The organism is uncultured Pseudokineococcus sp. (genome assembly GCF_947499845.1).
Classification (GTDB): Bacteria; Actinomycetota; Actinomycetes; order Actinomycetales; family Quadrisphaeraceae; genus Pseudokineococcus.
Genome location: NZ_CANMPM010000024.1, coordinates 23,223 through 36,751, shown reverse-complemented (window position 1 = coordinate 36,751; position 13,529 = coordinate 23,223). Strand labels below are relative to the sequence as shown.

The window sequence follows — 13,529 nt, the reverse complement described above, 5'->3', positions numbered from 1 at the left end:
CATGCTCCGCAACGCCACCCTCTACGAGCCCCGCCCCGCCCGCGCGGCTTGACCAACCTCATAGGGACACCCCCCCGCGAAGGGGGCGTCACCTTCGCTTCTGCAGGGCCTCCCCAGGTGGAGGAGGCGTCACCTTCGCTTCTGCAGGGCCTCCCCAGGTGGAGGAGGCGTCACCTTCGCTTCTGGAGGGCCTCCCCAGGTGAAGGAGGCGTCACCTTCGCTTCTGGAGGGCCTCCCCAGGTGAAGGAGGCGTCACCTTCGCGTCCGGAGGGCCTTCCTGGGTGAAGGGGGCGTCACCTTCGCGTCCGAGGTGGCGTCTCCCCGCCGCGGGTCGCTCAGTCGGCGACGGCCTCCCGGGCGTCGTCGCCGATGCCGTCCCGCTCGGCGTCGCCTGCGCGGGCGCGGCGCTCGGCCGGCACGAGGAGGCCGACGAGCGCGCCGCACGCCACGATCGCGGCCCCCACGAGCAGACCCCGGTCGTAGCCGGCGGCGAGGGCCTCGACGCCCGCGGGGCCGGCGGAGGCCGCCGCGTCGGCGTCGCCCGTGCCCAGCACGGCGGCCGTGCGCGCCGCGGCCACGGTGGACAGGACGGCGAGGCCGATGGCGCCGCCCATCTGCCGCGAGGTGTTGATGAGGCCCGACGCGAGGCCCGCCTGCTCGCCCGGCACCCCGGCCGTCGCCGCCGCGGCGAGCTGCACCATCGTGAGGCCGATGCCGAGGCCGGAGAGCATGGTCGGCAGGAGGAGCTCGCCCAGGTAGCTGCCGCTGGGCGACGACGTCGAGAGCCACAGGAGCCCGGAGGCCGACACGAGCGGGCCGACGACGAGGAGCGGGCGCGGCCCCGTGCGGCGCGCGATGCGGGTCGAGGCCATCGAGCCCGCGATGAGCGTGAGGCTCGCGGGCAGGAAGGCGAGGCCGGCGCCGAGGGCGTCGAAGCCGTAGACGCGCTGCAGCTGCAGGGACATGAAGAACCAGAAGGAGAACATGCCCATGCCGACGGTGAGGGCCACGCCGTTGGCGGCCGACAGGGCCCGGCGCCGGAAGATGGCCAGCGGCACGAGGGGCCGCGGCGCGTGGCGCTCGACGACGACGAAGAGCGCCAGCAGCGCGAGACCCACGGCGATCGGCACGAGGACGACGGCCGAGGTCCACGAGCGCGTCTCGGCGCTGACGACGCCGTACACGACGGACGTCAGGCCGAGGGTGACGGTGAGGCTGCCCGGGACGTCGAGGTCGCGCAGGCGCCGCACGACCGGCGTCGAGCCGACGAGCGCCCACGCGGCCCCGGCGGCGAGGAGGACGCCGAGCGGCACGTTGACGAAGAGGACCCACCGCCAGCTCAGCGCCTCGGTGAGGACGCCGCCCACGAGGCCGCCCATCGCGCCGCCCGCGCCGCCGACGGCGCCCCAGACGCCGAGGGCCCGGGCGCGCTCGCCGGGCTCGGTGTACGTCGTCGTGAGGAGGCTGAGGGTCGCGGGGGCGAGGACGGCGCCGCCGACGCCCTGGGCCGCCCGCGCGGCCACGAGCCACGCCTCCGTCTGGGCGAAGCCGCCCACGAGGCTCGCGAGGGAGAACAGGCCGACCCCGAGGAGGAAGACGCGCTTGCGGCCGAACAGGTCGCCCGCACGGCCGCCGAGGAGCAGCAGCCCGGCGAAGGCCAGGGCGTAGGCGTTGACGACCCACTGCAGCCCCGCGGTCGACAGGTCGAGGTCGGTCCGCATCGACGGCAGGGCGACGTTCACGATGCTCACGTCGAGGATGACCATGAACTGCGCCGTCGCGGCGACGACGAGGACCATCCAGTGCGGCACGTCGCGGCGCTGCCGCGCCGCCCCGCCCGTCGGCGCCCCCTCGGCCCGCCCGGCCCCGTCGGCCGCCGACCCGCCGGGACCCGCGGTGCCCCGAGGGGGGACGGCCGGGTCGTCGGCGTCGCTCGTGCGGGGGGCGGCGGTCATGGGCGGTGCTCCGTCGGGCTCGGGGGCGCTCCGGCGCGGTGCCGGGTCGCCAGGGCGAGCGCCGCCCGGGGCTGCGGCATTCCGGTGACGTCGGCCGTCCGGGCTCGAGGGCGGCGGCCGGCGCAGCCCCGAGGTGCCCGTCTCCCTCGTCGTCCGTCCGCTCGCGCCGCCGGTACACGTGTCCGCGGCGAGCGGCGAGGAGGTCGTCGCGCCGCCGCCGTCGTCGCCGGTCGGCACCGGACCCTTCACCTACGAGCTCGTCTCGCCGGTCGACCCGGGGCTCGTCGAGGAGGCGGACCTCGACCCCGGCACGGGCGCGCTGCGGGTGCGCACCGCGGCGGGCGGCAGCGGCCGCTCCGAGCTCTCCTACCGGGTGCGCGACGCGGGCGGGACGGCGAGCGCCCCCGCGCAGGTCGTCGTCGAGGTGCGCCCGTCCGCCGCCGGGGACGAGGTCCGCCTCTCCCTCGACGCGGGCGGGCGAGGGAGCGGTCGAGGTGGCCCTCCCGCCGCCGAACGGCTCGGGGCCCTTCACCCACCGCCTGCTCGTGGGTGCCGACGGACCCGTGACCGCCGAGCTCGCGCCGTCGACGGGCGTCCTCGCCGTCACCGCGCGCACCGGGAGCAGCGGCACCGCGCGGCTGCGGTACGCGGTCGCCGACGGCGTCGAGAGCGAGCCCGTCGACGTCGACGTCCGCGTGGCCCCGCACGTCGCCGGCGCGGCGGTCGTCGGCGGCCCGTCCGTCGTCGACGTCGCCGTGCTGCCGGTGGCGCGCCCGGTCGCGTTCCGGACGATCACCTCGCCCGAGCCCCCGGTGCTGCGGGCGACGCCCGAGGTCGTCGGCGCCGAGGAGGTGGCGCTCGCGCTCGTCCGCGGCGGCGACCGTGGCTGTGGCCGCGGTCGAGCTCGACGGCGACCAGGTCGTCGCCCGCCCCGTGGCGGGCGCGAGCGGTCGGGTCGCGGCCGCGTACGTCGCCACGGCCGACGGCCTGACGAGCGCCCCGGCCACCGTCGACGTCGAGGTGGCGCCGCGCTCGCCGGGCGGTGCGGCCGCGGCCGTCTCCGGCCGCCGCGCCGTCGTGCCGCTACCCGCGGGCGAGGGCACCGGCCCCTTCACCCACCGCCTCGCGGCGCGGCGGACCCGGAGGTGGCCGTGGCCCTCGAGGGCGACCGAGCGGTCGTCGAGGTCGCCCGGACCTTCTCGGGCACCGCCGTCGTGCGCTACGTCGTCGTGGACGCCGACGGGGTCGAGAGCGAGCCCGTCGTGCTCGTCCTCGACGTCGCGCCGGACGCGTCGGCGGGCGCCGGCCCCCTGGTCGCGAGCGGCCCGACGGGCGCGCCGGTCACCAGCCCGGCGCCGACGCCCTCCGGCACGGGCCCCTTCTCCTTCGTCCTGCTCGAACCCGCCGACCCCGCGCTGGGCACGACGTCGCTCGACGCCGGGACGGGCGTGCTGGTGCTCGACCCGGCACCGGGCTGGAGCGGGGTCGCGACGGCCCGGTTCGCCGTCGCGGACGCCGGCGGCCGCACGAGCGCCCCCGCGACCGCCGTCCTCCTCGTCCGCCCGACGACGCCGGACGCGCCACCGGCCACGACGACGGCCGGCACCGCGGTCGTCGTCCGGCTCCCGGCACCGGTCGGCACAGGGCCCTTCCGCTGGTCGCTGCTCGCCGCGGTGCCGCCCGGGCAGGGCAGCGTCGAGCTGGACGCCCTCGCGGGGACCGTCCGCGTGCACCCGGCCCCCGGCTGGTCCGGGGAGCTGGTCCACGCCTTCGCCGTCAGCGACGCCGCCGGGCTCGTCAGCGACCCCGCCGAGGGGCGGGTGCAGGTCGCCGGCCGGGACGTCGAGGACCCCGGCCCGCCGACCCCCGACGTCCCGGAGGGTCCTGACCGCCCGGACCGCCCGAGCGGCTCCGGCGCCCGGGACGGGGTCGGCCCGGGGGCGCCGGTCGCCGACCCGCCCCGCGAGGGCGCCGGTACGGCGTCGCCGGTGGCGACCCTGCCGCACACCGGGGCTCCGACCGGGGCGGGTGCCGCGCTGGGCGCGCTCCTGCTCGGCGCGGGCTGGTGCCTGCGCCGGCGGACCGCGTCCCGGACGGTCACGACATCGAGGCTGCAGCCGTCGCGGAGGCCGTCCGTGGCTGCGCCCTCGATGTCGTCGCCGCGGTGGAGGTCCTGGTCAGGACGGCGAGCGAAGGGCGCTCAGGCCCAGCGCACGACGTCCTCGGCCGCCAGGCGCGGCATCCGCGGGCGGTAGGAGCCCTCGTCCGGGTGGCCCAGCGTGACGACGAGCACGGCGTGCCAGTGCTCCTCGTCCGGCCCGGTGAAGAAGTCGGCGTCCACGCCGTCGGCGTCGAAGCCGGCCATGGGCCCGGCCGCGAGCCCGACCGCACGGGCGGCGAGGAGGACGTAGCCGGCCTGCATGGCGGCGGAGAAGCCGCCCATGCCCTCCCGCATCGCGGGGTCGGCCTCGAGCGCGTCCTGGAGCTGCGCCATCGGGGGCATGACCTCGGGGATGCGGGTGTGGAAGCGGCGGTCGACCGCCAGGACGGCGACGGCGGGCGCGCCCTCGACGCGCTCGCGGTTGCCGCCCGCCATGCGCGCGGCGAGGCGGGCGCGGCCCTCCTCGGTGCGGACGAAGAGCACGCGCAGCGGCTGGGTGTTGGCCGAGGTCGGCGCCCAGCGGGCCAGCTCCCACAGCTCGGCGAGCTCGGCGTCGGAGACGGGCTCGTCGGTGAAGCGGTTGGCGGTGCGCGCCTGCGTGAAGAGGCTCGCCCGGCCCGCGTCCTCGAGGGGGAGGAGCGGACGGCGCCCGCCCTGGCGCGGGACGCCGGGCCGGTCCGTCGTGGGGCGGCCGGGCTGGGTGTCGGTGCTCATGGGTCCTCACCTGTCGTCGGGTGGTCGTCGAGGGCGAGGGCCCCGTCGTCCACGCCGGCGGTCGGGAGGCCGCCGGAGGTGCAGACGCCTCGGGAGCCCACGGCATTCCCGGCGCGCGCACCCGTCCGTCGGTCGGCGAGCCCCGTGATCTCCAGGTCTCGCCCGGACCGGCCGATCGAGGTGGTGTGACGTCGACGCCCGCCGACCCGGCACCGGTCGCCGCGGCGTCCCGCCCAGGTGGGCGGGACGCCGCGGCGCTCGTCGGGTGGTGCGCGCTCGTGGCGCTCGCCGTCGCCGTCGGCCGGTCCACGCGGGTCGAGGGCACCGAGCTGTCGCTCGTGGGCCCGGTGGCGGCCGTCACCTTCCTCGCCTGCCTGGCCGCCCGTCGCCGCGGCGGGGCCGTGCTCGGCGGCGTCACGCTCCTCGTGGGCGCGGTGTCCACCGGCACGAACCTCGTCCTGGGTGCCGCCCCGGCGCTGGCCCTCGCCTTCGGCGCCGCCCACGCCCTCCACGGCCTCGTCGCCGCCGTCGTCCACGAGGCGCTGCGCCGCGGTCGGGACGGCGGCGCCCCTCCGGCGCCCGCGGACCGGCGGGCGCTCCACGAGCCGGCCGACCTCACCGCCCTCGTGGCCAGCGCGCTGGCCGGCTCGGCGGCCAGCGCCCTCGTCGGGCCCGTGTACCTGGCGGTGGCCGACGGCGCACCCCTCCTCGGGACGGCGGGCGAGTGGGTCCTGCGCAACGTGGCCAGCACGGTCGTCCTCGCGGGCGCCGTCCTGGCCCTCGGGGACCGGCGGCGCGCGCGCCGCCGGGGCCCACGACGGGCGACCGGCCCGGCCGACGACGGGGGCGGTGGTCGTCCGGGCGCACCGCAGCCGCGGGCCGGCCGCGCCGAGCTGGTGCTCCTCCAGGTCGGCGCCTGGTCGGTGTACGCCCTCGTCTACGTCGTCCTGGCCGAGGTGCCCGTCTCCTACGCGACGCTGCCCCTCTCGCTCCTGCTGGCGCTGCGCAGCTCACCGGCGCACGCCGCGGTCCACTCCGTCGTCGCGGGCGTCGTCGTCGTGCTCGGCACGCTCGCCGGCCACGGCCCCTTCGCCATGCTCGAGCCCGGGCTGCGCGTCGTCGTCGCGCAGGGCTTCGTCGTCGTGGCGGCGAGCGCCGCGATGGCGCTGGCCCTCTACCGGTGCCAGCGCGACGAGCTGCTCGACGGCCTCGCTCGGGCGCAGGCGGCCGCCGACGACCGCGCCGAGCTGCTCCGCAAGGGCTTCGACGACGCCCCCGCGGGGATGGCCCTCGTCGACCCGTCGGCGTCCGCCCCCTCGCCGTCCACCCGATCGCCCGGCGACGGCGGGGCGGGCCACACGCTCCGCGCCGCCAACAGGGCCTTCGGCGCCTTCCTCGGCGTCCCTCCGGGGCCCCTGGCGGGCACGCCCCTCGACCGCCTCCCCGCCGCGCACGAAGGGCCGGGCGCGTGCGCCCTGGACGCCGTCGCCGCGGGCGCCGAGCGCGCCACCTGCGAGCACGTCACCGACCGCGGGCGCCGGGGCCGCCTCGACGTGACGCGCATCACCCCGCGCCACGGCCGCCCCTACCTCCTCGTCAGCGTCGAGGACGTCACGGCGCAGCGGCGCCTCGAGGCCGCCCTGCGCCACCGCGCCGACCACGACGAGCTCACCGGCCTGCCCGGGCGCGAGGTCCTCACGGCGCGGCTGCGGCGCGCGCTGGAGCACGGGGGGCGTGGCCGCGTCGGCGTGCTCTTCGTCGACCTCGACGGCTTCAAGGCCGTCAACGACACGGCGGGCCACGCCGCCGGGGACGAGCTGCTGCGCGTCGTCGCGACGCGGCTGGTCGCCGCGGTGCGCCCCGACGACGTGGTCGCCCGCTTCGGCGGCGACGAGTTCGCCGTCCTGTGCCACGACGTCGCGTCGCCGGCGGCGCTCGTGGCGGTCGGTGCCCGCGTGGTCCGCGCCCTCGAGGAGCCCGTCGTCCTCGACGGCGGCACCCACGCGGTCGGCGCGAGCGTCGGCGCCTGCGCGGCCGCGGGTCTCGCGGCCGAGGAGGTGCTGCGGCGCGCCGACGCCGCCATGTACGAGGCCAAGCGCGCGGGCCGGGGTCGGGTGCGCCTCGACGGCGCGGGCGGCGACCTGCCGCATCCCCGCCGGCCCGCCGGGCCCCGACCGGCCGAGCCCCAGCCGGTCCGCCGGACGTGAACGGACGACGCCCCCACCCCGGAGGAGGGGGTGGGGGCGTCGTCAGCCGGTGCGGCTCCTAGCGGCCGTGCCGGCCGTGGGCCTGGACGCCTCGGTCGAGGTCGGCGGCGAAGGAGGCCACCCAGGACATCGGCGCGTTCCAGTTGATCGTGATCTCGTTCGTCGACCACGAGCCGATGTCGTCGAGGTAGCACAGCTGCGCCGCGCAACCGCCGAGGACCGGTGCGGCCACCGGGTCGCCGGAGGACGCCGCCGTGGAGTTCGGCCCGCCCGACAGGGTGCCCGCCGGCGGGTGGGGCAGCGACGGGTCCAGCTGGGCGGAGTACCACCGGCTGTGCTGGTTGCGGCTGTCCCGCTCGCCGTAGCCGGTGACGTAGCTGCGGTCGAGGGCGTTGCGGCCGAAGAGGTAGTCCAGGCCGCCGAGGAACGCGTCGGCGTAGCGCGCGTCGCCCGTGAGGTCGTGGGCGGTGCCGACGACCTGCAGGGTGTTCGTGACGGCGCTGTTCGAGCCCCACGCGTACTGGCCGTCCTCGGGGGCGTACGTCTGCCCGAAGGGCTGCCCCTCGGCGGCCTCGACGTAGCCGTCAGCGGCGGCTACCACGCTGGCCCGGACGCGCTCGCGGTCGGGCAGGTCGCTCGGCACGGTGGCGAGGTCGAGCCGGCCGAGAGCCGCCACGTCGCCCCAGGAGAAGCCCCCGTCGGAGAAGACGTCGCCGGTGTGGTGCGGCGAGGCCAGGACGTCGGCCTCGTAGGCGCCCTCGCCGGTGGTGAGGTAGAGCTCGGCGGCGGCCCAGTAGAACTCGTCGGTGACGTCGTCGTCGTCGTACGGCCCGCTGCCGGGGTTCGGGTCGACGGCCGGGTCCGGCGCGGGCGCGTAGAGGTCGGGCTCGGCCTGCGCCGCGGCGTACGCGGTGCGGGCCGCGGCCAGCAGCTCATCGGCGAAGGCCGCGTCGTAGGGCCGCCACAGGCGGGCGCCCTGGGCCGCCGCCGCCGCGAGGTTGAGCGACGCCGCGGTGGAGGGGCGGTAGAGGTGGCGCGGCTGCGGGTCGTCCGCGGGCAGCAGCGGCAGGCCGGTCCAGTCCGCGTCGGCGACCTTGTGGTAGGCCATGCCGGCGTACTGCTCACCGGCCGGCGCCTGCATGCGGAGCATCCACTCGAGCTCCCAGCGGACCTCGTCGAGCAGGTCGGGGACGCCGTTGCCCGCCTCCGGGATGCGGAGGGCGCCGTCGCCGAGGACCCCGCGGTCCGCCGAGCGCGCGGTGCCGCGGCGCTCCTGCTCCTGGAGGAGCTGCGCGACGGCGATGCCGCCGTTGACGACGTACTTGCCGTGGTCGCCCGCGTCGTACCAGCCGCCGGTGACGTCGTGCGTGCCCTCGCAGGTCCAGGGCTCCTCGCCCTGGGCGACGTAGAGCTGCTGGGCGTCGTCCTCGAGCGGCAGGCACGGCACCGCGGCGTCACCCTGGTTCGGCGCGACGCCGACGTGGCCGGCGTCGCGGCCGTACCCGGGCACGAGCTCGTCGGAGATGGCGATGCCGCTGCGGTTGGTGTGGAAGAAGGTCTTCGCGTCGGTGCGCAGCGGCTCGTAGAGGTCGGCGGCGATGGCGAAGGGCTGGCTCGTGGCGCCGTCGGCGACGAGCGTGAAGCCCTCGCCGGAGACGGGGACGCGGCTGAAGTCGATGGTGTGGACGTTGGTCCCCGCCGTCGGGTCGACGCCGCGCGGGGTGCTCTCGCCCCGCGACAGCCGCCGACCGTCGGCGCGCCGCAGCTCCCAGCGCACCGGCTCGGTCGACTCGGTGACGAGCGTCGCGGCCTTCGGCCCGCGCGGCAGGTAGCCCAGGTGGTTGACCTTGAGGCGCGATCCGCTGTCGGGGACGTACGCCTCGGGCTCCGCGCCGCCGGTGAGGCTGACGTCGTCGACGCAGAGGCGGTAGGCCTCGGCGTTGGCGATGTCCTGCTGGATCGCCAGCTCCGCGGTGGCGTAGTCCTGCTCCGGCGTGAAGGTGGCCGAGAACTCGGTCGGCTCGGGGGTGAGGGCCAGCTTCTGCGCGGGCAGGAACTGCGTGTAGTTGAGGTCCGCCCCCGCCTGGACGACGACGCGGACGTTCGCCGCCGTGGCCGGCTCCGTGAGGGCCTCGAGCGCGAGCCGGTAGGTCTCCCCGGCCTCGAGCGGGACCTGCTGGGTGATCGCGGCGCTGTAGGGCCCGCTGCCCGCGGGGACGTCGATGCAGCCGCGGCCGTCGACGACCGACGGCGAGGGGTAGGCGTTCCAGCCCACCAGGCCGTCGTCGAAGGAGCCGTTGACGACCTGCTCGGCGCCCGGGTCGTCGGCGGACGCCGGGGCCGCGGCGGCCATGATCCCCGTCGCCGCCAGCGCGGTGACGGCGAGGACCGCGGTCGACCGCGCCCTGGTCGGGCGGGCGGGGGTGGGGCGGGGCTCGGGGGAGCGCGGCTCGGGGGAGCGCACGGGCGGGAGGGGACGCGTCATCGGGACCTCTCTGGAGCGACGGGCGGGGCGTCAGGGGCGGACGTCGGCGCAGCGGCGGGTGGACGACCGGCGTCCGAGGCGGCCTTCAGCCATGCCGGAGTGCGTCGGGCGCCACCGCAGGTCGACGTCGAGCTGCGATGGGAGCGCTTCCACGTACACGTCCACAGTGGAGCAGAGGCGGCAGAGGTGTCAAGGGACACGGATGCCCGCAGGAGGGGCCATCGCGAGCGGCCCGCGCGAGCGGGGACTCAGGACCGGCACCGGAGCCGGACGCGTACGGACGGCCCGGCGCTGGGCGCCGGGCCGTCCGCAGTGGGGCTCGCGCGGCCCCCGAGGGCGGGCGCGGGGGAGGGCGTCAGCCCTTGACGGCGCCGGCGGTGATGCCGCCGACGATCTGACGGCCGAAGATCGCCGTGACGACGAGCAGCGGGATGGTGGCGATCACCGTGCCGGCGAGGATGACGGAGATGTCGGGCGTGTAGCCGGCACCGATGCCGGCCACGGCCACCTGGATCGTCGGGCTCTGCCGCACCACGATGAACGGCCACAGGAAGTCGTTCCACGCCGTCATGAAGGCGAGGATGCCGAGGACGGCCATCCCGGGACGGGCGAGCGGGAACACGATAGAGAACACCGTGCGGTTCATCGAGGCCCCGTCCACCCGGGCCGCCTCGATCAGCTCGTCCGGGAGCGCCTGCGAGATGAACTGGCGCATGAAGAAGACGCCGAAGGCGGTCACCGCCCCGGGGAGGATCACCGAGAGCAGGTTGTTGACGAGCCCCAGCCGGGTCATCACCACGTAGAGCGGGATGATGCTCAGCGTCGGCGGGATGGTCAGCGTCGCCACCGTGATGCCGAACAGCGCGTTGCGGCCCCGGAACCGCGCCTTGGCGAAGGCGAAACCGGCGAGCGTGCAGAAGAAGATGGTGGTGGCGGTGACGGCCAGGGCGACGACGAGCGAGCGGCCCAGCGCGGCGAAGAGGTCGGCCTGCTCCAGCGCCAGGCGCATGTTCTCGAACAGCTGCGGCCCGGGCAGCAGGGGCGGGGTGCCGTCGTAGAGGTCGGACGGCGAGTGCGAGCCGGCGACGAGGGAGTAGTAGAAGGGGAAGAGGAAGAGGAGGGCCGTCAGGCCCAGCACGACGTAGGTGAGGGGGCCGGCGGTGTGCTCGTCCCGGCGCCGGCGCGTCCGCTGGGCGGGCTCCTCCGTCAGCGCGGGCGTGGCCGTGCGGACGTCGTCGACGGGGCCGGAGCTCATCGGGTGGCCTTCCGGGTCGGGGTGGGCGTCCGCCGCGGCAGCAGCGGCCGGCTCTTGTCCCGGGTGCGCAGCTGCGCGAGCCCGGCGTTGAGCAGCACCAGGAGGATGACGATGACGAGGGTGACGCAGGCGATGGCCGCGGCCCGGCCGAGGCGGCCGACCTCGAACCCCGTCTCGTACATGAACAGCGTGAGCACCTGGTACTGGCCGAGCGAGCCGCCGCCCGCGCCGTTGCCGAAGAGGAAGGGCTCGGTGAACAGCTGGGTCGCGCCGATCGTGGACAGGACGATCGTGAACAGGATCGTGGGTCGCAGACCCGGGATCGTCACGTGCAGGAACTGCCGGAAGCGCCCCGCGCCGTCGATGGCGGCGGCCTCGTAGAGGTCCTGGGGGATGGACTGCATGCCGGCCAGGTAGATGAGGGCGTTGTAGCCGGTCCAGTGCCACGTGACGATGACCGCGATGGCGATCTGGGCGGTCCAGTTGCCGTTGGTCCAGCTGACCGGGTCGATGCCCACGAGCCCGAAGAGCACGTTCATCAGGCCGCCGGCGGTGTTGGCGAAGATGGAGCCGAAGACCAGCGTCGCGGCGACGAGCGAGGTGGCGTAGGGCACGATCATCGAGATGCGGAAGAAGGCCCGCACCTTCATGTTGAAGTTGAGCAGGTGCGCGAGCCCCAGCGCGAACAGCAGCTGCGGGACCGTCGAGATGATCCCGATGGTCAGCGTCTTCCACAGCGAGTTGTAGAAGGCGTCGCTGCCGAAGAGCCAGGCGTAGTTGTCGAACCCCGCGAACTCCGGCGACGACCCGCCCAGGCGGTACTCCTGGAAGCTCAGGTAGACCGTGTACAGGAGCGGGAAGAGCCCGAAGGCCCCGAAGAGCAGAAAGAACGGTGCGATGTAGACGTACGGGGCCCGCCGGTACGCCCGACCGGACCTGGGCGGTCGTCGCGAGCCGGGGGACGCCGGTGTGCGCGGGTGCGGCGCGGGTGCCGCCTCGGTCGTCGGTGCGTGGGCCGCCATGGGGGTCTCTTTCGTGGCTCGGTCGCCGGGGCTGGGTCGTCTCGTCGCGAGACGCGGCGGCGGTGCAGCGGGGCACCGCCGCCCGGCGGCGGGTGGCCCGGTGCACCCGGGCCACCCGCCGCCGAGAGGTCAGCCGACCTGGTCCTCGATGGTGCTCGAGGCGTTCTGCCAGGCCTCCTCGGGCGAGACGCCGTTGGCCTCGACCGTCACGAGCGCCTCGGTGAGGGCGACGTCGATGGCTCCGTCGTCGACCCCCAGCGGCTGGGCGGGAGCCGCCTGGGCCGACGTGGAGAAGATCTCGCCGATGGGCGCACCGCTGAAGTACTCGTCGGTGACGTCCTGGATCTGCTCCTGCGCCACGGTGTTCGAGGGGAAGGCGAGCCCGGCCTCGAACTCCGTGGCCTCGGCCTCGGCGCTCGTGAGGAAGGCCGCCAGGTCGGCGGCGGCCGCGGCGTTCTCGCTGTCCCGGGGGATGGCGAGGTAGGACCCGCCCCAGTTGCCGCCCAGGTCCTCCGGCAGCGGGATGGCCGACCAGTTGCCCGCGTTCTCCTCACCGGCCTGCTGCTTGATGTAGCCGAGCATCCAGGCCGGGCACGCGATCGTCGCGAAGTCACCGGTGCTCATGGCGGTGTTCCACGCGGGGGAGAACTGCTCCAGCCCGGCCGTCAGACCCGCCGCAGCCACGGCCGCCGCCCGGTCGAACGAGGGCTTCACGGTGTCGTTCGAGTCCCAGGTGGGATTGCCCTCCTCGTCGTAGTTGCGGACGGGCTCGACCGAGGTCAGCAGGCGGTAGTACCCGGTGGCCGTGTCCGTCCACGCCTGACCGGTCGCGTCCACGTACTGCTGGCCGAGGGCCTCGTAGGCGTCCCAGTCGGTCACCTGGGCCGCGAGCTCCTCCGAGTCGGACGGCAGCCCGGCGGCCTCCATCTTGTCGGTGCGGTAGCAGATCGCCATCGGCCCGGCGTCCGTCGGGAACCCGAGGACGGCACCGTCCTCGGTCGTGATGTTGGAGACGGCGGCCTCGGTCTCCTCCTCCAGCTGGTCGGCGAACTCCGTGTCGTTGACGTCCAGCCACGTGTCCTGCTGCTGGCTGGTGACGAGCGCCGCCCGGCTGATCTCGATCGGCTGGATGTCGGCCAGCCCCGACCCGGAGTTGAGCTTGGTGCCGAGCGCCGTCCAGTAGTCGGGCTCCTGCTGGACCTCGGAGAACTCGATGGTGACGTTCGGGTGCTCCTCGCGGTACTGGTCGAGGAGACCCGCCTCTTCGTAGTTGGCGAAGATGCCGCCGAAGGAGTCGACGACGATCGTCACCTCCTCGTTCGGGTCCGCCGTGCCGACGGGCTCGCTGTCCGAGGACGAGGTGCCCCCGCACGCGCTGAGGCCGAGCGAGGCGACGCCGAGCGCCGCCACGGCGAGCACGGCCTTCCGGGAGCGGGTTCGAGCAGAGAACACGGAGTACTCCTCACGGACCTCCCGTCGGGAGGTCGATCGTCGTTGACCGAGCGGGTGCGGGTGCGGGTGCCCGGCGAGCGGGCTCTGTGCGGCGGAGCGCCGACCCACTTCTCTGCGGGTCGCTGCCGCCGGGGGCGGGCTGCGGGCCAGGCGGCGTGGAAGCGCTTCCACGGTGCCAGGTGCAACGTTGTCGAAAGAGTCGCACCGATGTCAACACTTCCGAGGAGGAACGGCGGGGAGACAGGTGACGATCCGGTCTCGCTCACCCGGTCGGGGAG

General features: G+C 76.0%; 8 protein-coding genes. 2 read left to right on the top strand and 6 right to left on the bottom strand.

From position 1 onward, the window contains the following. Nucleotides 1-335 precede the first annotated feature (335 nt). Complete coding sequence (locus tag Q0789_RS15390) at nt 336-1,955, bottom strand: MFS transporter (protein ID WP_298806781.1); 1,620 nt, start codon at nt 1,953-1,955, stop codon at nt 336-338. Between the two features lie 494 nt (nt 1,956-2,449). Here Q0789_RS15390 and Q0789_RS15385 point away from each other — a divergent pair, with 494 nt between their 5' ends. Further along, nucleotides 2,450-4,210: an LPXTG cell wall anchor domain-containing protein gene (locus tag Q0789_RS15385; RefSeq protein WP_298806779.1), complete on the top strand. Its 1,761-nt coding sequence runs from the start codon at nt 2,450-2,452 to the stop codon at nt 4,208-4,210. Here Q0789_RS15385 and Q0789_RS15380 read toward each other — a convergent pair. Beyond that, a complete protein-coding gene (locus tag Q0789_RS15380; protein WP_298806778.1) occupies nt 4,156-4,830 on the bottom strand; it encodes a malonic semialdehyde reductase in 675 nt (224 codons plus the stop codon). The two genes, Q0789_RS15385 and Q0789_RS15380, sit on opposite strands and share 55 nt — an antisense overlap. 185 nt (nt 4,831-5,015) lie before the next feature. Here Q0789_RS15380 and Q0789_RS15375 point away from each other — a divergent pair, with 185 nt between their 5' ends. Beyond that, nucleotides 5,016-7,037, top strand: coding sequence for a sensor domain-containing diguanylate cyclase (locus tag Q0789_RS15375; RefSeq protein ID WP_298806775.1), 2,022 nt, complete (start codon nt 5,016-5,018; stop codon nt 7,035-7,037). 58 nt (nt 7,038-7,095) lie between these two features. On the opposite strand, the gene Q0789_RS15370 is transcribed toward Q0789_RS15375, so the two are convergent. The 4 genes from Q0789_RS15370 to Q0789_RS15355 all read right to left on the bottom strand — a co-directional run bounded on the left by Q0789_RS15370 (nt 7,096) and on the right by Q0789_RS15355 (nt 13,251). Then, entirely contained in the window at nt 7,096-9,522 is a 2,427-nt protein-coding gene (locus Q0789_RS15370) for a glycoside hydrolase family 9 protein (RefSeq protein WP_298806773.1), read from the bottom strand. A 355-nt stretch (nt 9,523-9,877) separates the two neighbouring features. Next, on the bottom strand, nt 9,878-10,777 hold the full coding sequence (locus Q0789_RS15365; RefSeq protein WP_298806771.1) for a carbohydrate ABC transporter permease: 900 nt from the start codon (nt 10,775-10,777) through the stop codon (nt 9,878-9,880). After that, nucleotides 10,774-11,799: a carbohydrate ABC transporter permease gene (locus Q0789_RS15360; RefSeq protein ID WP_298806770.1), complete on the bottom strand. Its 1,026-nt coding sequence runs from the start codon at nt 11,797-11,799 to the stop codon at nt 10,774-10,776. The genes Q0789_RS15365 and Q0789_RS15360 overlap by 4 nt, the downstream gene beginning before the upstream one ends. Nucleotides 11,800-11,928: 129 nt before the next feature. Beyond that, on the bottom strand, nt 11,929-13,251 hold the full coding sequence (locus Q0789_RS15355; protein WP_298806768.1) for an ABC transporter substrate-binding protein: 1,323 nt from the start codon (nt 13,249-13,251) through the stop codon (nt 11,929-11,931). Between the last annotated feature and the right edge of the window lie 278 nt (nt 13,252-13,529).